Origin of the sequence: Gilliamella sp. App4-10 (assembly GCF_001690495.1) — a bacterium.
Lineage (GTDB): Bacteria > Pseudomonadota > Gammaproteobacteria > Enterobacterales > Orbaceae > Gilliamella > Gilliamella apicola_G.
The window spans coordinates 1-19,286 of sequence record NZ_LZGS01000023.1 but is presented as its reverse complement, the minus strand read 5'-3'; the positions used below and the strand labels follow the sequence as shown (position 1 = coordinate 19,286).

Annotated in this window: 18 protein-coding genes and 1 rRNA gene; 11 read left to right on the top strand and 8 right to left on the bottom strand. The window is 35.6% G+C overall.

What is annotated here, in order from left to right:
* Window positions 1-241: 241 nt before the first annotated feature.
* The 5 genes from A9G23_RS03640 (at window position 242) to ubiA (ending at window position 5,802) form a co-directional block, all read left to right on the top strand.
* Window positions 242-2,692, top strand: coding sequence for a DMSO/selenate family reductase complex A subunit (locus A9G23_RS03640; protein WP_065586322.1), 2,451 nt, complete (start codon window positions 242-244; stop codon window positions 2,690-2,692).
* Between the two features lie 21 nt (window positions 2,693-2,713).
* Complete coding sequence (locus A9G23_RS03635) at window positions 2,714-3,328, top strand: DMSO/selenate family reductase complex B subunit (RefSeq protein WP_065586321.1); 615 nt, start codon at window positions 2,714-2,716, stop codon at window positions 3,326-3,328.
* Between the two features lie 5 nt (window positions 3,329-3,333).
* On the top strand, window positions 3,334-4,170 hold the full coding sequence (locus tag A9G23_RS03630) for a dimethyl sulfoxide reductase anchor subunit family protein (protein WP_065586320.1): 837 nt from the start codon (window positions 3,334-3,336) through the stop codon (window positions 4,168-4,170).
* Window positions 4,171-4,275: 105 nt separating this feature from the next.
* Window positions 4,276-4,833 carry a TorD/DmsD family molecular chaperone gene (locus tag A9G23_RS03625; protein WP_081296931.1) on the top strand — a complete coding sequence of 186 codons (558 nt, stop codon included), beginning with the start codon at window positions 4,276-4,278 and terminating at the stop codon, window positions 4,831-4,833.
* Window positions 4,834-4,974: 141 nt separating this feature from the next.
* The gene (ubiA, locus tag A9G23_RS03620; RefSeq protein WP_065586319.1) at window positions 4,975-5,802 is read left to right on the top strand and encodes a 4-hydroxybenzoate octaprenyltransferase; all 828 of its coding nucleotides are present in this window, start codon (window positions 4,975-4,977) and stop codon (window positions 5,800-5,802) included.
* A gap of 369 nt (window positions 5,803-6,171) precedes the next feature.
* Here the strand turns inward: ubiA and folP are convergent, their stop codons facing one another.
* From folP to rlmE, 3 genes are all read right to left on the bottom strand, one after another.
* Window positions 6,172-7,008 (bottom strand): dihydropteroate synthase, encoded by an 837-nt coding sequence (gene folP, locus A9G23_RS03615; RefSeq protein ID WP_065586318.1) that lies wholly within the window; start codon window positions 7,006-7,008, stop codon window positions 6,172-6,174.
* Window positions 7,009-7,193: 185 nt separating this feature from the next.
* Window positions 7,194-9,071: an ATP-dependent zinc metalloprotease FtsH gene (gene ftsH, locus A9G23_RS03610; RefSeq protein ID WP_081296930.1), complete on the bottom strand. Its 1,878-nt coding sequence runs from the start codon at window positions 9,069-9,071 to the stop codon at window positions 7,194-7,196.
* Between the two features lie 76 nt (window positions 9,072-9,147).
* The gene (gene rlmE / locus A9G23_RS03605; protein ID WP_065586317.1) at window positions 9,148-9,774 is read right to left on the bottom strand and encodes a 23S rRNA (uridine(2552)-2'-O)-methyltransferase RlmE; all 627 of its coding nucleotides are present in this window, start codon (window positions 9,772-9,774) and stop codon (window positions 9,148-9,150) included.
* 97 nt (window positions 9,775-9,871) lie between these two features.
* Here rlmE and yhbY point away from each other — a divergent pair, with 97 nt between their 5' ends.
* Entirely contained in the window at window positions 9,872-10,165 is a 294-nt protein-coding gene (yhbY, locus tag A9G23_RS03600; RefSeq protein WP_065586316.1) for a ribosome assembly RNA-binding protein YhbY, read from the top strand.
* Window positions 10,166-10,225: 60 nt separating this feature from the next.
* On the opposite strand, the gene greA is transcribed toward yhbY, so the two are convergent.
* Complete coding sequence (greA, locus tag A9G23_RS03595) at window positions 10,226-10,702, bottom strand: transcription elongation factor GreA (RefSeq protein ID WP_034910774.1); 477 nt, start codon at window positions 10,700-10,702, stop codon at window positions 10,226-10,228.
* Between the two features lie 365 nt (window positions 10,703-11,067).
* On the opposite strand from greA, the gene A9G23_RS03590 reads away from it, so the two are divergent.
* The 3 genes from A9G23_RS03590 to hslO all read left to right on the top strand — a co-directional run bounded on the left by A9G23_RS03590 (window position 11,068) and on the right by hslO (window position 13,918).
* Window positions 11,068-12,555, top strand: a complete 1,488-nt coding sequence (locus A9G23_RS03590) for a hypothetical protein (protein ID WP_141674909.1) — start codon at window positions 11,068-11,070, stop codon at window positions 12,553-12,555.
* Window positions 12,556-12,654: 99 nt separating this feature from the next.
* Window positions 12,655-13,053, top strand: coding sequence for a ribosome-associated heat shock protein Hsp15 (gene hslR, locus A9G23_RS03585; RefSeq protein WP_065586314.1), 399 nt, complete (start codon window positions 12,655-12,657; stop codon window positions 13,051-13,053).
* Window position 13,054: 1 nt separating this feature from the next.
* Window positions 13,055-13,918: an Hsp33 family molecular chaperone HslO gene (gene hslO, locus A9G23_RS03580; protein ID WP_065586313.1), complete on the top strand. Its 864-nt coding sequence runs from the start codon at window positions 13,055-13,057 to the stop codon at window positions 13,916-13,918.
* 189 nt (window positions 13,919-14,107) lie between these two features.
* Here the strand turns inward: hslO and tsaA are convergent, their stop codons facing one another.
* The 4 genes from tsaA to metN all read right to left on the bottom strand — a co-directional run bounded on the left by tsaA (window position 14,108) and on the right by metN (window position 17,650).
* Window positions 14,108-14,821, bottom strand: a complete 714-nt coding sequence (gene tsaA / locus A9G23_RS03575; protein ID WP_442899738.1) for a tRNA (N6-threonylcarbamoyladenosine(37)-N6)-methyltransferase TrmO — start codon at window positions 14,819-14,821, stop codon at window positions 14,108-14,110.
* A gap of 125 nt (window positions 14,822-14,946) precedes the next feature.
* Window positions 14,947-15,849 carry a methionine ABC transporter substrate-binding lipoprotein MetQ gene (gene metQ / locus A9G23_RS03570; protein WP_065586311.1) on the bottom strand — a complete coding sequence of 301 codons (903 nt, stop codon included), beginning with the start codon at window positions 15,847-15,849 and terminating at the stop codon, window positions 14,947-14,949.
* A gap of 15 nt (window positions 15,850-15,864) precedes the next feature.
* Window positions 15,865-16,506: a methionine ABC transporter permease gene (locus A9G23_RS03565; RefSeq protein ID WP_065586330.1), complete on the bottom strand. Its 642-nt coding sequence runs from the start codon at window positions 16,504-16,506 to the stop codon at window positions 15,865-15,867.
* Window positions 16,507-16,618: 112 nt separating this feature from the next.
* Window positions 16,619-17,650 (bottom strand): methionine ABC transporter ATP-binding protein MetN, encoded by a 1,032-nt coding sequence (gene metN / locus A9G23_RS03560; RefSeq protein ID WP_065586310.1) that lies wholly within the window; start codon window positions 17,648-17,650, stop codon window positions 16,619-16,621.
* A 117-nt stretch (window positions 17,651-17,767) separates the two neighbouring features.
* Between metN and gmhB the strand changes: the two genes are divergently transcribed.
* Window positions 17,768-18,304, top strand: coding sequence for a D-glycero-beta-D-manno-heptose 1,7-bisphosphate 7-phosphatase (gene gmhB / locus A9G23_RS03555; protein ID WP_065586309.1), 537 nt, complete (start codon window positions 17,768-17,770; stop codon window positions 18,302-18,304).
* A gap of 591 nt (window positions 18,305-18,895) precedes the next feature.
* Window positions 18,896-19,286 (top strand): 16S ribosomal RNA (locus A9G23_RS03550); the annotation flags it as partial.

Below are 19,286 nucleotides of genomic sequence, written 5' to 3'. Positions count from 1 at the left end.
ATTGGTTAGTAAAGATTATTTACTTTTTATTGCTAAAAATTAAACGACTCATGAAATATAAATTTACATGGAACAGATCCAGCGGTGGTATTGGAGAGCACTCATTTCTTTTTCTATTTAAGAATAATTCTTATTCAATTTAATTATTGTGATTTATCTGCTATTTTTGACTTTTTCAGTTTTTTTATCGTATTTTTAGTATTATGATAAATAAATCCCATATAAATATTAAGGGAATTCGATGAGTAAGTCAGAAAATAAAATAAGTCGACGCGATTTTTTACAAAAATCATTAACCATTGGTGGGGTAGCCGCACTGACCGGTAATATACAATTACCTTTTGCCTATGCAAAGCCCGGTAATGATGTGAATAATAGGACAATTTTAAATACTACTGATGAAGAAAAGATTGTTTATAGTGCTTGTTTAGTGAATTGTGGTAGTCGTTGTCCTTTAAAAGTCCATGTAAAAAACGATATTATTACTAAAATATCACCAGAAGAAGGCGTTAATGATTCGGTCTTTGGGTTGCACCAAATTCGCCCTTGTCTTCGTGGTAGATCGGTTCGTTGGCGCACTTATGATCCCGATCGTTTAAAATATCCTATGCTGCGAATTGGTCAACGAGGTGAAGGTAAATTTAAACGAATTTCGTGGAGTGAAGCTATTAATTTACTGGCAAATAAACTCAAATATACTATTAATCAGTATGGCAACGAAGCGATTTATTACCAATATGGAACAGGAACAACCGGCGCTAATATTTCAGGACGTAATGCGTGTAAGCGTTTTTTAAGTACGATTGGTGGTTTTCTAAATTATCATGGTGATTATTCGAGTGGACAGATTTCGGCTATTCGGCCTTATATTTTTGGTAATGCTAAAGAATCGTTACTTGATCAAATAAAGCATTCTGATCTAGTTGTGATGTTTGGGCATAATATTGCCGAAACCCGAATGTCGGGTGGCGGACAAGTTACAGAGCTTTTTCATGCATTAGAACAAAGTAATGCGCGGGTAATTATTATTGATCCCCGTCGTAGCGAAAGTGTGGTTGCGTATAATGCTGAGTGGATCCCAATTATTCCCGGCACCGATGCCGCATTAGTTGCCGCAATTGGTTACACATTACTTGAACAAGATCGTATTGATGAAAATATGCTTAATCAATACTGTATTGGTTGGAATGCCGATTCTTTGCCGGATAGTGCTCCACCTTATAGTGATTACAAATCTTACCTTCTCGGTTTGGGCTATGATAGAACACCTAAAACGCCAGAATGGGCAGCTAAAAAAACGGGTATTCCGGCTGCACAGATTCGTAAATTAGCGATAGATATTGTCGATGCTAATGCTGCTTGGATTTCGCAAGGTTATGGCGTACAACGTTGGCAAAATGGTGAACATACCGCAAGAGCTATTATGATTTTGCCTATTATTACTGGGCAATTTGGTAAGCCTGGTACCAATATAGGAACTTGGGGAGATAGTGTGACTTATCCTGTTCCGAGTTTAAGTTTACCAAATCCTATTAAAACGAGTATTCCTTTCTTTTTGTGGACTAAAGCGATTGAAGATGGTCCAAGTATGACAGCTAAAAATGCATATCTGAAAGGTAAAGATAAGTTAGATGTTGGTATCAAATTTATCTGGAGTTATGCCAGTAATGTCATAGGGAATCAGCATTCGGATCTCAATCGTACTCACCAGATTTTGCAAGATGAGTCTAAATGTGAATTTATTCTTGTGTGGGATACGCATATGACTGCTTCAGCCAGATATGCGGATTTATTGTTACCCGATGTTTCATCAGTTGAAAATAATGATTTGATTAATAACTCTTATTCATCTGGAGCGTATAGTTATCTAATCCGTATGCAACGCGCAATTAAACCACTTTGGGAAAACCGTGCTGTTTATGATGTGTTAAGCGATCTTTCCGAAAAAATGGGGATAAAAGATAAATTTACCGAAGGTCGTAGTCAAGATGAATGGATAGAATATTGTTATGAGCAATTGCGAAAACGTGAACCGAATTTACCTCCTTTTGCCAATACTGACGGTATGGGGGTAATCGATCGTAAACTTGCCGATAGTGATACACAAATTGGCTTAAAAGCCTTTAGAGATGATCCGATTCAAAATGCATTAAATACGCCATCGGGAAAAATTGAAATTTATTCAGAAGCATTAGCTAACATTGCCAATAATTGGGAACTTGATGCAGAAGATATACTCTACCCCATTCCTGCGTATTTGCCAGCAATTGAAGGTAGTGAAGATAAGCAAAAACGCCAAAAGTACCCGTTGCAACTTATCGGGTTTCATACCAAGGGGCAATGCCATTCCACTTACAGTAATTTACCGCAATTGCGAGAAGCTGTCGCTAACCGTATTTGGATTAATCCATTGGATGCTGAGCAAAGGCAAATAAAACACGGTCAGTTAGTTGAGGTTTATAACGACCGCGGTCGGCTTTATATTCCCGCCAAAGTTACACCAAGGATATTGCCAGGTGTTATTGCTATTCCGCAAGGGATGTGGGCAAAAACTAATGCCACAGGGATTGATATTGGCGGTTGTATTAATCGTTTAACATCATTGCGCCCAACGGTGCTTGCTAAATCGAATCCACAGCATACTAATCTGGTTGAAGTTAAACCATTATCGGTTGTGGGGTCAATGTCGTAAATTAAAGAGCGGATAATAAAAATGCAATATGGATTTTATATTGATTCTTCAAAATGTACTGGTTGTAAAACCTGCCAACTTAGTTGTAAAGATGAAAAAGATAATGCATTAGGTGTTCATTTTCGCCGTGTGTATGAATATGGTGGTGGGACTTGGCAGCAGGTTGAGGGCATGTGGCAAAACGATACTTTTACCTACTATTTATCTATTTCATGTAATCATTGCCAAGAGCCTGCTTGTGTACAAGGTTGCCCAACAGGTGCAATGCATAAGCGATCGCAAGATGGCTTAGTGGTTGTTAATCAAGATGTTTGTATTGGTTGTCGATATTGTGAAATGCGTTGTCCTTATGGAGCACCACAATTTGATCATCAAAAAAAGGTCATGTCAAAATGTGATGGCTGTTATGAACGTATAGCCGAGGGATTAAAGCCTGTTTGCGTCGAGTCGTGTCCACAACGTGCGTTAGATTTTGACGAAATTGAAAAATTACGTCAATGTTATGGTGATGAATGCAACATTGCACCACTACCAAGCTCACAGCTTACAAAACCCAATATTGTGATAAAACCCCATGCACAATCCAAAACATCTGGTGATACTTTAGGTAAGGTTCTCAATCCTGAGGAGGTATAAGTAATATGCATGAATTACCATTGGTATTTTTTACAGTATTAGGGCAATTGGCTGCAGGAATGGTATTGATTAGCAGTTTATATTCCTTAAGTTGTTGTTCACATAGCGCTATTGCCATTTATAAAATGAACCTCTTCGCGCTGATTATAATGGCTATTGCGATGTTTATTGCTTCGTTTCATTTAGGTCATCCTTTTCGAGCTTTAAATGTAATTTGGGGTATTGGTCGTTCGCCGATGAGTAACGAGATTTTTACTTTTGGTCTTTTATTTGGAATGACATTAGTATGTGTCTTATTAACTTATTTTTTTCATCATAATAACGGCAATAAATGGTTATTGATTAGTTCACTTTGCCAACGTATTAATCGAATTCCCAATTTACATAAGATGTTATCTTTCTTGTTGACCATTTTGAGTTTAGTTTTTGTTTGGACTATTGTGCTCACTTATATGCTACCAACGGTGAAAACGTGGAATACCTATTACACAGCTATTCAGATGTATACTTCTATGTTAGTATTAGGAGGAATAGCTGCGGCCGTTTTGGGGTTATATCGAATTGGCTTGATTTTATTCTTTATTGGCGCAATATTCATTCTGCTATTAAAAATTCCTTATCTTAATTTAATGGCCTTAATATCACCCGAACTTACTGCAAAGCAACATATTTGGATGTTTATTCAGTGCGCATTATTAGCAATCGCACTTATTTTAGTCATTTTAAATATATGCCAATCTAAACAATCAACAATAATTTATGTTTTAGCCTTTATTTTTGTTTTAATTGCCGAGTTATGTGGACGAATTGCATTTTATAATTTATGGACTATTCAAATGTAACATTAGCAACGTTTTTAAGTTTTTTAAACACAATAAAAAAAGCACTATACAATAGTCTTTTTATTATTTTCGATACGCTAAAATCGAATCAGTAAGGACACTTATTTGGATAACATCACCGCTATCACATTAGCAAAGCTATTTGGTGCTCTTTTTTATTATTCACCAAAGAGTAAAGTTACAGCACCATTAATGCAGGCATTATTGCATATTGATCAACTGGTAAATTGGCCTGATCCTATTTTTATTGGTGAGCAGTGCAATATATTAGCTAATCACGTGGAAGATCCTGATCTTGAATATCAATTTTCATTACTATTTGAAGGGCAGGGAACAATGCCAGCACCGCCATGGGGATCATTTTACTTAGATAAAGAGCATTTATTGTTAGGTGAATCACAAGAATGCTATCGCCGATTTTTACAACAGCATGGTTTGAGGCTCAATACAGGAATGAATGAGCCTGAGGACCAATTTGGATTAATGCTAATGGCATATGCCATGTTGCTTGAAAATAATAACTATACAGCGGCAAAACAATTAATTGATGAACATTTGATGAAGTGGTCTTCAGCTTATTTAAAGGGGCTAAAGCAAAACAAGATTAGCGCATTTTATCGAGCTTTAGCGGTGATTGTTGAGCACTATTTACAGATGCTTTGATTTGCATCTTTCGTATGTTTATTGACCGTAAAATGGTTGTTTCGTTTAATGAGAAGCTATAACTTGCTATATCGTAACATTGCAGCTTTTATCGTAATCGGTATAATCCCTCTCAATGTTTTTTAAGGTAAAATAATATTGATGTTAGCTTATTTACAACTAATGCGATTAGATAAGCCTATTGGCACATTGCTTTTACTTTGGCCGACACTTTGGGCTATTTGGCTTGCAAGCGATCCTTCTCTTTATATAACTGTTATTTTTGTGCTTGGTGTGTTTGTCATGCGCTCGGCAGGTTGTGTGGTGAATGACTATGCCGATCGTCATTTTGATGGGCACGTTGAACGGACCAAAAATCGTCCACTAGCTCGTGGTGCATTGACCGAAAAAAACGCATTATGGACGTTATTTGTATTGTTGCTTATTGCTCTTTGCTTATTGTTAAATTTAAATAAGCTATCATGGTTTATTGCTTGTGTTGCGTTATTAACAGTACTGATTTATCCCTTTATGAAGCGTTATACCCATTTACCGCAAGTCACCTTAGGCATTGCATTTAGTTGGAGTATTCCCATGGTGTATGCCGCAACCACTGAACAGTTTCCGTTAACTTGTTGGTTGCTTTTCTTGACTAACATGTGTTGGACAATTGCTTATGACACCCAATATGCCATGGTGGATCGCAATGACGATGTGAAAATTGGCATAAAATCCACTGCTATTTTATTTGGACGTCATGATAAATTAATCATTGGATTATTGCAGTTAGTTTCGGTCATTGGGCTATTATTTATCGGCTTAATTAATCAATTATCATTGATATTCTATATCGCTTTATTAATGGGGACAGTACTATTTATTTACCAACAAATGCTAATAAAAAAACGAGACCGAAATAAGTGTTTTCGCGCATTTATGAATAATAATTATGTCGGTTTGATTGTGTTTTTAGGACTATTTTTTGCTTAAAAGTTAAGATTTTCATGCTTAGATAAATATTTAAATGAAATTTTCTGACAAGGTTTAAGGTATTACTGAAAGGCTATTTCAGAACAGTTAGATTTCGGACGTTTTATCTATGTGATGCTAAAAATAGCGACGGTTATTACGTCTGATTTAGGGGGGTGCAAAATCCCACCACCACAAAATCACCTATCACTATTTGATTTCACTGAAAAACAACAAAAAATCAAATAAAATCAATGCTCTACCTGAATGATTTTTATGAAAAACACACTATTTCATAACGTCCAAAGATTAATATTGCGCTTTATTTAGAGTAGAAAGATGTCGACAACTCCAAATCAATCGTTTAAATAAACATTCTTCTTTATACAATTAGCCTTGTTCTGCAAGGGTTGCTTGTACAATTCGCAGTGCGTCAAAGGTTTCTTTAACATCATGAACGCGAATAATGTGTGCACCTTTCATTGCCGCAATTACGGCACATGAAACGCTACCTAACATACGTTCTTGCGGTGGGACATTTAATACTTGTCCTATCATGGATTTTCGTGACATGCCCACTAACAAAGGTAAGTTAAAATGATGGAACTTTTCGAGTGTTGCCAATAGACGGTAATTGTGCGTTAGTGTTTTGCCAAATCCAAAACCGGGGTCGAGTATGATTTTTTCACGGCTAATACCGGCATTTATGCAACGCTCAATGTGTTTGTCAAAAAACTGGTCAACTTCTTGATAAATATCTTGCTGGTAGTGTGGTGCATTTTGCATGGTTTTAGGGTCGCCTTGCATATGCATAATACAAACAGGTAGTCCTGTTTGGGCTGCTGCTTCAAGTGCACCAGGTTCTGTTAAGGCTCGAACATCATTAATTAGATGTGCTCCCACTTTTGCTGATTCAGTCATGACTTGTGGCTTTGAGGTATCAATCGAAATCCAAACATCAAAATAACGGGCGATTTTTTCAACTAATGGCACAACGCGGTTAAGTTCTTCATCAACCGAAACTTCGGCTGCACCAGGGCGCGTTGATTCACCGCCGACATCAATAAACGTTGCACCAGCTTGAATCATGCTGTCAACGCGACGCATAGCATCATCAAGATTGTTATAGTTACCACCGTCAGAAAACGAGTCTGGTGTCATATTAACAATGCCCATCACTTGTGGAAATGATAGATCCATCACTTGGTTTTGAAAATGTATGTCCATGAGTAAAAGCCTATTTGTTACTACAGTTAATAATGTGATAGTTTAAATGATACTAAAAATTATCAAGTAGAGGTCAAGTTAAATTTTCAATGTTTGTCGGTTTATCCACGAAAATTGATGTATAAGATATTTTTATTTTACCGATAAAAAACGCGCCGTAGCGCGTTATATTTTATGAAAATTAATTAACTTCCTGATTGAGGCGGTATATTGCTTCCTTCATTAGGTATTTGACCTGCTGCATTTTCGTCACGCTCAGTCCAATCATCAGGAGTGGTAATAGGACGACGAGCAATTAAATCAGCAACTTGTTTTGCGCCAATCGTTTCATATTTTATTAGCGCATCTTTCATTGCATGAAGGACATCAATATTCTCAGTCAATATTTTACGTGCACGTTGGTAATTACGATCGATAATGGCTTTGACTTCTTCGTCAATAATTCGTGCTGTTTCATCAGAAATATCTTTCGGTCGTCCATATGAATTATCATCAGTTTCGTAAAATAGAGGACCTAAGCGATCAGAAAATCCCCATTGTGTTACCATTGCTCTTGCATATTGTGTGGCAACTTTTATGTCATTTGATGCACCAGTGGATATTTTATTTGCACCATAGATTAACTCTTCTGCTAGTCGTCCACCATAAAGGGTTGCAATATCTCCTTCTAGTTTTTCGCGGCTTTCGCTAACTCGATCACCTTCAGGCAAGAAGAAAGTCACACCAAGAGCGCGCCCACGTGGAATAATGGTGACTTTATGAATCGGATCGTGATCTGGCATTAAGTGACCAATAATAGCGTGCCCAGCTTCATGATAAGCGGTTGAAATAAGCTGCTCTTTAGTCATGGTTAATGAACGTCTTTCGGTACCCATGTTGATTTTATCTTTGGCTTCTTCAAATTCGTCCATTGTTACTAGGCGCTTATTTCGACGCGCAGCAAATAAAGCTGCCTCGTTGACTAAATTTGCTAATTCCGCACCAGAATAACCCGGTGTCCCACGTGCTAAAACTGACAGATCAACATCCGACCCTAAAGGAACTTTGCGTACATGGACAGCAAGAATTTGTTCACGACCTTTCATGTCTGGTAAGCCAATTTGAACTTGACGGTCAAAGCGACCTGGACGAAGTAATGCCGGATCTAAAATATCAACTCGGTTAGTTGCAGCAATGATAATAATACCGCTATTGGCTTCAAATCCATCCATTTCAACGAGCATTTGATTTAGTGTTTGTTCTCGTTCATCATGACCGCCCATTGAACCAGCCCCACGTTTGCGACCTACGGCATCAATTTCGTCGATAAAGATGATACATGGAGAATGTTTACGAGCTTGTTCAAATAGATCACGTACACGCGATGCACCCACACCAACAAACATTTCAACAAAGTCAGAACCTGAAATGCTAAAGAAAGGTACATTGGCTTCACCGGCAATAGCTTTTGCCAATAAGGTTTTACCTGTACCAGGAGGGCCAACCATTAAAATTCCTTTTGGTATACGGCCACCTAATTTTTGATATTTACCTGGATCGCGTAAAAAGTCGACAACTTCGGTGACTTCTTGTTTTGCTTCCTCACTGCCGGCAACATCGGTAAATTTAGTTTTGATTTGATCGGGCGTTAACATGCGAGCTTTACTTTTGCCTACCGACATTGGTCCGCCTTTGCCACCACCTTGCATTTGGCGCATCATAAAGAGCCAAAAACCAATGAGTATAATGATAGGAAACCAAGAAATAAGAATACTGGCTATTAGGCTTGGTTTTTCATCAGGACTACCATAGACGGGCACCTTATTGGCTAACAAATCATCCATTAGTTTTTCATCAAAATAAGGGATGTAGGTAACGTAATTGCCATTATTTTTAGTTGTGGCAACGATTTCGCGTCCGTTAATATGCACTTCTTGGATTTTACCAGTCGTGATATCGGAATTAAATTGGGTATAATCGATTTGAGGACCGCTATTGGATATTGAGCCAAATTGGTTAAATACAGCAATCAATACTACAGCGATAATTCCCCAGATCAGTAAATTCTTTACCATGTCGTTCAAAAGAAAAACCTCTCATAAAAATTAACAGTTACGACTAAATTTAACGTAGTATGGTACTACAAAATTATAAAACTGGCTACTTCATACCCATTGCAACAATATAAACTTCTCTAGATCTTGAGCGCGATGCTTCAGGTTTGCGAATTTTGACTGTTTTAAACATTGAACGTACCTGTTTTAGGTACTCTTCAAATCCTTCACCTTGAAATACTTTAACAATAAAATTGCCATTAGGCGCAAGTACGTCTCTACACATATCTAATGCTAGTTCAACTAAATACATTGCTCTAGGTATGTCAACAGCAGGTTGCCCGCTCATATTTGGTGCCATATCTGACATGACAACTTGGACTTTTTCTTCGCCAACTCGTTCCAGTAACGCTTTTAAAACTGCTTCATCGCGAAAGTCACCTTGAAGAAAGTCAACCCCAACAATGGGGTCCATTGGCAATAGATCACAGGCAATAATGCGACCTTTATTGCCAATAAGCGATGCGACATATTGTGACCAACCACCAGGGGCAGCGCCTAAATCAACAACGGTAATGCCTGGTTTGAATAATTTGTCACTTTTTTGTATTTCTTCGAGTTTGAACCATGCTCTAGAGCGTAGGCCTTTTTTTTGTGCTTGTTGTACAAAGCGATCATTAAAATGTTCATTGAGCCAACGCGTTGAACTTGCTGAGCGTTTTTTATTACTCACAGCTAATAAATCCTTAATGTAAAGAGGTCACTTCATTGATTACAAATATATATAAGGGTAGAATAGCAAAATTACAACTTAAAGTGATAAAAATTTAATGAATTTATCGAATAAACAAAAACAGTATTTAAAAAGTGAAGCTCATCATTTAAAACCTATAGTGATGATTGGGGCCAATGGATTTACCGAGGGAGTGCTTGCCGAAATTGACAACGCCTTAAATTTCCATGAGTTAATTAAGATTAAGGTTTCTGCGGAAGATCGCGAAACGAAGAAGCTTATTTGTGATGCTATTATTCGCGAAACTAAAGCTTTACCTGTGCAACAAGTGGGATCAATTTTCACGATTTTTAGACCCAGTGAAGATAAAAAAATCTCATTGCCTAAATAAATACAACAACAGGGCTATGTGCCCTGTTTGTTTATGTGCCTTTGTTGATGATATTCAATATTAGATATATTCAACCTTAACGATATCAAATTCTACATCACCACCCGGCGTTTTAATTTGTACTGTATCACCGTCTTCTTTGCCAATTAAGCCTCTGGCAATTGGAGAGTTGACAGAAATAAGATTTTGTCTGTAGTCAGCTTCATCATCTCCGACAATGCGATAGGTTGTTTCTTCGTCAGTTTCAATATTTATGACTGTTACTGTTGCACCAAAAATAATACGTCCAGTATTTTTTACTTTGGTGATATCAATAATTTGTGCTTGTGATAATTTGCCTTCGATTTCTTGAATACGACCTTCACAAAAACCTTGCTGTTCTCTTGCTGCATGGTATTCAGCATTTTCTTTTAAATCGCCATGCGCTCTTGCTTCAGCTATGGCTGCTGTTATTTGTGGTCTTTTGACATTTTTTAACTCTTCTAGTTCGGCACGTAATAGTTCAGCTCCCTTTACTGTCATTGGGATTTGTTTCATCTAGGTATCTCCCGTTCTTACTTATGGTAAATCAAAAATAACTATCCTTTATCTTAATCCAAAGAAAGGGACAGTGAATTGTTCTGTTAATTATTTAAAAACTTCATAGTTAATATTTATATCTTAACTGTAAAATTAGTTTAATAACAAATCATTTATACTGAAAATGAGGTGTTATTTTGGTTAAAATCGGTTATCGTAATGTAATTATTAACGGTTCATTATAACAATTAAATTTATTTATGCGACGATTACGATTTTACATAATCATCTTTTTATCCATTATTTGGTTTTTTATATTGTTGTCTTATTTTGTTATACAAACTTCGTTGGGTGCTAAAGTAATCAGTCAGCAATTATCCAAATTGAGTACGTATACAATTTCAATTGGCAGGGTTCATCACTCTTTTTCAAATTTCTACGAATTAGTTTTTGATGATGTTGTTGTCAGTAATAATAGGCAAGAGATTGTTAATGTTCCTAAATTAGTTGTAGGATTGGATAAAAGTAATCTTTGGCAATTAGCACATTTTAACTATGTTATAGTCATTAATGGAAATATGAATATTAATGATACTCAATTTGGTCATTATGACTTTTCAACCAATACGTTAAAATTTGTCAATGCAACTACTAATATTCTGGTTAATAATGGGAAGGATAAACTTTCATTGACCCAAATCAATGGAGGCATTAAACCCTTTGCTACATCAGGAGCGGATAAATACCAATTTGATTTTACGTCGCAAGAAGTTTTAGTAAATCAAATCCCAATAAAATCACTACTGATTCAAGGATTCCATCGAGATGGTGTTACAACCATGACTAATTTTGGTGGAAATATTAATGAAGGTTTTTTTGTCAGTAAATTAAAAATTCTTGCAGATAACAGTTTAAATATTGAACAATTGAAGCTTTGCAATATAAACTGGCAATCAACGGAAGATGATTTTCTTAATAAATATTCTCATGTTCTACCAAAGTTGACGATCAAACAATTATCAATATTGGAAAGTAGTATTCAGTTACCCAATTTTTTAATGGAAAAGGGCAATATTGAAGCCACTAATCTTCGTTATGATGAGCAGTGGCATTTTGAACAAAGTTCTTTAGCTTTTACTGCTGATCATGTTGTTTGGCATGATGAGTTATTTTCATCGGTATTAGCCCAATTATCATCCCACGACCAAGAGGTGACGATTCAAAAAGTACTAGCAAAATGGAATAAAGGTAGTATCAATTTTGTTGGAAAGTGGAAAGATAATGCCTTACATATAGATCAATTAACGTTATCGGATATTAATTATGAACTTCCTGAAAAGTTAGAATTATCTGCATTACCGAGGATGTTTAGGTATATTAAAGTTGATAAGCTTGATATTTTTCAAAGTTTGATAATTAGAAAACAGAGTGATTTCCCTTTTAGTTTGTATAATTTTCAAGCTTCAGGCTCAGATATCACTTTAGCGAAAGAGCAAAAATTCGGCATATTTTCAGGAGCTGTTTTTTTTAAATCAGAAAAAGGTTCATTTAATCGAATTGATATTCGTTATCCAGATCTTGTTCTAAAATTTGATTCTGAAAATCATGCTTTGTTAACTTTTAGCTCATTAGTTAATGGTGGAATGATTGAGGCTGAAGCAAAAGTTGATCTATCTCAAAATGAATCGTTATCTTTGCAATTTAATGCTTATGGTATAACAAGTTTGTTGCTAGAAAATTGGAAACTGGTAAAACAACCGCCGAAAGCGATGAGTTATTCAGTTAATTTACATGGTAAATTACAACCATTTAATTTTTCAGGTAAATTTACTACAAATGGGAATGATTATATCATCAATTTTGAACATTGATTTTTACAAAAACATCCTTATATAACTAGTTAAGATGTTTAAAGTATTATGTGCATTTGAGTATAAAACAAACTCAATAATAAGTAATATGAGGAGATAATGGATCTTGTAAGATTAGATAAATGGCTTTGGGTGGCAAGATTTTATAAGTCTCGATCATTAGCTCGCGAAATGGTTGAAGGTGGCAAAGTGCACTATAATGGTCAACGCACTAAACCAAGTAAAATTGTTGAAATTGGTGCAATCTTAACACTTCGCCAAGGTTCGGATCAAAAAACAATTCAAATTTTAGCTATTAATGAACAACGAAGAACGGCCATTGAAGCTCAACAACTTTATCAAGAAACCCTTGAAAGTATTGCTAAACGAGAAGCAATAGCACAAGCACGTAAGCTTAATGCATTGACAATGCCACATCCAGATAGAAGACCGGATAAAAAGGAGCGGCGTAATTTGATTAAATTTAAATATAATAGGCAACAAGGTAGCAACAATTAATATGGATACTTTAAATCGATTTTTATTTGATAATCACCCTATTCGTGGTGAAATTACTCGTCTTGAACAGACATATCAGGCAATTTTAGATAATCATACTTATCCAGTTGCGGTACAAAATTTGCTTGGTGAATTATTGGTTGTAACCAGCCTATTAACGGCAACATTAAAATTTGAAGGCGATATTGCTGTTCAGTTGCAAGGTGATGGTGCGTTATCTTTAGCGGTTGTTAATGGCAATGATCAACAGCAGCTACGTGGTATTGCTCGGGTTAACGGTGATATTGCTGATGATGCTACGCTTAAAGATATGGTTGGCAATGGTTATATTGTTATTACTATTACACCAAAGCATGGTGAACGTTATCAAGGCATCGTTGGACTAGAGAAAGATACACTTATTGGTTGTATCGAAAATTATTTTATGCAATCAGAGCAACTTCCTACACGCTTATTTGTGAAAATAGGTGTACATGATAATAAGCCAATGGCAGCAGGTATTTTATTACAAGTTTTACCAGCTAATGAAAATACAGTTGAATCATTTGAACACTTTAGCACATTAACCGAGACAATTACGAGTGATGAGTTATTTCAGCTTTCCACTGATGAGATTTTATATCGACTATATAATCAAGAGGAAATACGTCTTTTTGAAACGCATGATATTACTTTTAAGTGTGGATGTTCACCTCAGCGTTGTGAAGATAGCTTAATGACTTTGCCAGCTAATCAAATTGATGAAATTCTAAGGGAAGATGGGGGTAAGATTGATATTCATTGCGATTATTGTGGGAGGCATTACCTATTCGATGCAATCGATATTGCTGAAATGAAAAACAAACATAACGTATATAATCATTGATTTTTATATAAAAATACCACTAAGATTATACATATACATAACCTTAGTGGTGAAGTGAAATATAGGGAATTAAGCCCGTATCCATTTAACAGAATGGAAAAAGGATACAAACTATTTTTCATTGAAATGATAAGAAATTTGTTAGTTTAAAATCGTTATCTAATATCTTTATACTAATAAAAATTGTATTTATTTACTAATTACACAGATATCCTCTACAATAGCGTATTGATTGATGATGTTCCATTTAATATTAAAATGATAGAGTGTAAATCCATAAGTTTGTTCATTAAGGTTCTTTTGCTTGTAAGCAGGCCGTGGATCTTGAGAAATCACTTGTGTAATTAATTCCGTGAGTTGTGGATAATTTTGTTTTTGTAACTCTAAAACTAATTGTGCCTTTTGTGAAAAAGCTACGGCTAGTTTTTTTTCTGGAATGGATTGCGCGAATCCTGCATGTGCTTCCGAATGACTATCACAATAAGGAAGGTAAGGTTTGATATCAATAATGGGTGTACCATCAACTAAGTCGAGGCTGCCTAATTTTAAAATTACCTGTTTATTTTCAACAATAATATCTTTTAATTCTACCGCTGAAAGTCCAATATGATTAGGTCTAAATGGTGATCTTGTGGCAAATACGCCCATTGTTTTATTACCACCTAAACGAGGAGGACGAACCGTTAATCCCCATTTTTCAGGAGTAATATGGTGAAATAGGAATAATAGCCATAAATGTGAAAATTGTTCTAATCCTTTAACACTGATAGGATCATTATAAGGCGCTAACAAATAAAGTTCACCTTGCCCTGCACTAACTAAATTGGGTTGCCTTGGAACGGCAAATTTTTCACTATAAGGTGAATGGATAATGCCGATTGGTTCAATTTGATATGTCATTATTCGATGATAATTTTATTGATAAGTAGCGATTTTTTTAATTCAATTAATTTATTATTTTTACATTAATTTTCCGCCAATATAAACATTGGCGGAATAGATATTAAACAATCTTTAGTGGTAGATTATTACCAACCACGAATTGCACCGCCATTAAAAATTTGGTCAGCTTTTTGTGCAACAGCATCAGTTTGATATGCTTTAACAAAGTTTTTCACGTTTTCGTTATCTTTATCAGCTTCACGCGAAACGATAATGTTGACATAAGGTGATTCTTTATCCTCAACAAAAATTCCATCTTTGCTTGGCGTTAAGTTTGCTTGTCCTGCAAAGGCGTTATTGATGATCGCTAGATCAATTTGTGCATCATCCAATGAGCGAGGTAACATTGGCGCTTCTAGTTCTAAGATCTTATAGTTATAAGGATTGCTTGTAATATCAAGAACAGTTGGCAGTAAACCTTTAGATTTATCAACTGTAATCATTCCTTCATGTTGTAATAAAAGTAAAGATCGGCCTAAGTTTGTTGGATCATTAGGAATGGCAATGGTTGAATTAGCTGGAATGAAGAAGGTTTCACCACGTGGTGAGGTTACTTTTACACCTTCCCCTGTTTCCATTGATTCATCAATGGGTTTTAATTTATGAGAATAGCTTGCAATAGGATAAACAAATGAATTACCTACTACAGCTAATTTATAGCCACGCTCTTTCATTTGCTCATCTAAATACGGCTTATGCTGGAAAGCATTGAGCTCAATTAAGCCATCATTTAATGCTTGGTTTGGTGTTACGTAATCGTTAAAAATAACGAGTTCAACATCTAGATTATAAAGATCTTTCGCTTGTTGTTTAACAACTTCGGCAATTTCTTGTTCAGGACCTGAAATCACACCTACTTTAAGCGTGCTCACTTTAGCTGGCTCCTCAGGTTTATTATCTGTTGCGACTGGTTGTTTATTATTATCACAACCAGTTAAAAAAAATGCACTTACCAATGTGCTAATAAGGGCTAGCTTTTTAATAGACATATGTTTCTCCAAAAATTAATGATGTGTAACGCGTTTAACAATCCTATTACCAATAATTTGAATAATAAAGACAATAATAATTAATATAATTAAGACTGTGTTCATTATAGCAGGCTTGTAGCCGTTGTAACCATATTGAATAGCAAGTTGACCAAGACCTCCAGCGCCAACGGCTCCAGCCATTGCAATGTATCCTGTCAAGGTAATTAAGGTAATTGTCATACTATTGACAATTACAGGTAATGACTCAGGTAATAAAACCTTATATATAATTTGTAGCGGTGTTGCGCCCATTGAGCGAGCCGCTTCAATTAATCCTTTAGGCACATCTAATAGAGCATTTTCAATCATACGTGCAATTAGTGGTGATACGCCAATACTTAATGGTACAACTGCAGCTTGTTTACCAATAAAGGTACCCATTAAAATAGTGGTGAAAGGAATAATCCATACAATTAATATGATAAAAGGGATTGAGCGAAATACATTGGTAATAAATGAAATAATACTATTACCAATATAACAATCTAATATTTGTCCTTTACGAGTAGTGTAGAGTAAGATGCCAATCGGTAATCCAATTATCGTTCCCCAAAAACCTGATAAGATGACCATAAAAAGGGTTTCATCTGTTGCTTGTGCCATTTTGAATAGCATCGCTTCATTAAAACCATTAAATGATGAACAAAAAGCAACAAAATCAGTCCAAAAATTGTATTGAGTTAAATATCGAAATAGTGATTCGAAAGGTTTAAAAGAAGGAATAAAATCAAACATAGCCAAGCACCTCTACTTTAGTTTTATTTTTTTCTAGAAATTGAATTGCTGATGCCATACTTTTGGTTTTTCCTCTCATTTCAGCGAGCATTAAGCCAAATTTAACTCCACCGGCATAATCCATTTGCGCACTAATAATGTTACTTTCAATCTCAAATTCTTTAGCGATTTGTGATAACAAAGGTAAATCAACAGAAACCCCAGTAAACTCTAAGCGTAATAAAGGATTGAGTCCTTCTTTATGTTCAGGCGACAGTCTTATTAAATAATCATCAGGAATATTTAGGTGTAAGGTTGATTGAATAAATTGTCTCGCAATATCTGTTTTCGCATTAGAAAACATTTCACCCACTGATGATTGTTCAACTAGTTTGCCATCACTGATAACAGCAACTTGGTCACAAATCTGTTTTACTACATCCATTTCATGGGTAATTAATAAAATGGTTAGTCCCAATTTTTGGTTGATATCTTTCAATAATGCCAAAATTGAACGGGTCGTTTCAGGATCAAGCGCACTGGTTGCTTCATCGCACAATAGTACTTTGGGATCACATGCTAAAGCTCTGGCAATAGCAACACGTTGTTTTTGGCCACCTGATAAATTAGCTGGGTAAACATTTGCTTTCTCTGTCAATCCCACGAGCTCGATAAGCTCATTTACTTTTTGCTTTATTGTTGCTTTAGGTGTTCTATTCAGTTCAAGAGGAAAAGCGATATTATCAAATACAGTACGTGAGGAAAGTAAATTGAAGTGTTGAAAAATCATGCTGATTTTTCGGCGTATTTCAATTAATTTTCTATTTGATAGATTTGTAATATCTTGATTATCGAAAAATATTTTACCACTAGTTGGTTTTTCAAGTAGATTAATACAGCGAATAAGTGTGCTTTTCCCTGCCCCAGATTTGCCAATAACACCATAAACCTGCCCTTTAGGAACATGGATATTAATATCTTTTAAAGCATAAATAGGTGTTTTATTATGCTCAAATGTTTTCGAAATGTGTTGTAGTTGTATCATAATATATAAAGAAAAAGATGAATAAATGAATATTAAGACGTCTAGACATCTAAGTCAATCAATAATATTCTATGCAAGATTAGAGTAATAGCTACATAAAAAGGAAAAAGCGTAAACATGAAGCCTGCTATTTTTTTAGATCGAGATGGTACCATTAATATAGATTATAATTATGTACATACAATTGATAAATTCCATTTTATTGATGGTGTCATTGATGCAATGCAAGAACTCAAAAAAATGGGTTTTTTGTTAGTTATCACAACCAACCAATCAGGTATTGCTAGAAATAAATTTACTGAAGAACAATTTCACACGTTAACTGAATGGATGGATTGGTCATTACAAGATAGAGGCATTGATTTAGATGGCGTTTATTATTGTCCACATGACCCGTTAGTTGATACTTGTGAATGTCGTAAGCCAAATCCTGGTATGATTCAAACTGCAGCAAAAGAATTGAACATAGATATTGCTAATTCTTATATGGTAGGTGATCGTGTATCTGACTTATTATCGGGCAGACACGCTGGTGTTAAAAGGACAGTTCTAGTAAAAACAGGTGATATGATAACGGAAGAAACATTGGCTCAAGCCGATTGGTTAATTGATAGTTTAGCGGATTTACCCCAAAAAATAAAAGCAGAATCTTAATTAACGCTTTATTTAAATATATCGTTTTAAAAGAAGATCTCTAAACTCAAATAACTTAAGTAGTATTAATATCGATTAAATAATGCATGAACAATAACACTCATATCCTGCTATTAAAATTTTATACAAATAAGAATTCCTTAAAATATCTGGTAATTTTAGCTGAAGATATTGAAGCTCAGTCTAATTTTAGAACTGTTTGATCAAAAAAAAATCAAACGGAGAAGAAAATGAAATTAATACTTGCATGATTTTTTAAACCCCCTATAATGCGCATCCACTGACACGCAGTCAGCGACAAGCAGACAGTGAGTGAGTTAAAAAATAAGATCGAAAAATTGAAAAAAAGATCTTGACGAATTAAAAGGTGTAGCGTAGTATACGCAGCCCTTGAGACAGCAAACTAAATTAACAAAATGTTGATTAGGAATAGAAGCTGTCAGCTCTTTAAAAAGAAGAAACAGACAATCTGTGTGGGCACTTGCGAGACAAAGAATTAAAAGTCTAAGGACTTAAAAGAATCAAGTCTTGATAAGTGACACTGAAGATTCATTTGAATATGTCAGAGACAGTTATTGAGCATCAAACTTTAAATTGAAGAGTTTGATCATGGCTCAGATTGAACGCTGGCGGCAGGCTTAACACATGCAAGTCGAACGGTAACATGAGTGCTTGCACTTGATGACGAGTGGCGGACGGGTGAGTAATGTATGGGGATCTGCCGAATGGAAGGGGACAACAGTTGGAAACGACTGCTAATACCGTATAAAGTTGAGAGACCAAAGCATGGGACCTACGGGCCATGCGCCATTTGATGAACCCATATGGGATTAGCTAGTAGGTGAGGTAAAGGCTTACCTAGGCGACGATCTCTAGCTGGTCTGAGAGGATGACCAGCCACACTGGAACTGAGACACGGTCCAGACTCCTACGGGAGGCAGCAGTGGGGAATATTGCACAATGGGGGGAACCCTGATGCAGC